Genomic DNA, 381 nt, shown 5'->3' with positions numbered 1-381 from the left:
ACACAAGTTTGAAACTGACAGAACAAATCATTACTGACTTGCTTTGTTGTTATAAATGTTTTCCAAAGGAATCTCCTACCGGCAGAACCGGTACGAGGTTTTTGGCATTTGACATTGTGCACGCTGTTGAGTTCTCAAGGATCGGACGCACCCAACTTCAGGCCGAAAACGGCTTTCGCTCTGGGGCAACTCGATTGAAACAATTTCGTTCATCCATTTCCGAAGAAACAAACAAACTCATCAAACAAAGAATGAAACGAACAAGTCCGTTTGTGTTTTGTTTGGGATTGGCCCCGCTTGAGGCCGCTCAGCTTGCCGCTGACCGAACCTTTGGGGTGACAAGAGATGACTATACGTGGGTTTTCGCAGACCCCGCAAACC

1 protein-coding gene is annotated in these 381 nt (G+C 46.5%); it reads left to right on the top strand.

Annotation, left to right across the window (positions count from 1 at the left end):
- A partial coding sequence (locus AB4Y63_RS19165; RefSeq protein WP_441792662.1) for a hypothetical protein occupies positions 1-381 on the top strand: 381 nt, incomplete at both ends.

Source organism: Leifsonia sp. YAF41 (assembly GCF_052113185.1).
Lineage (GTDB): Bacteria > Actinomycetota > Actinomycetes > Actinomycetales > Microbacteriaceae > Cryobacterium.
Note: the sequence above shows the minus strand (reverse complement) of the source record. Positions and strands in the feature narration are given on the sequence as shown.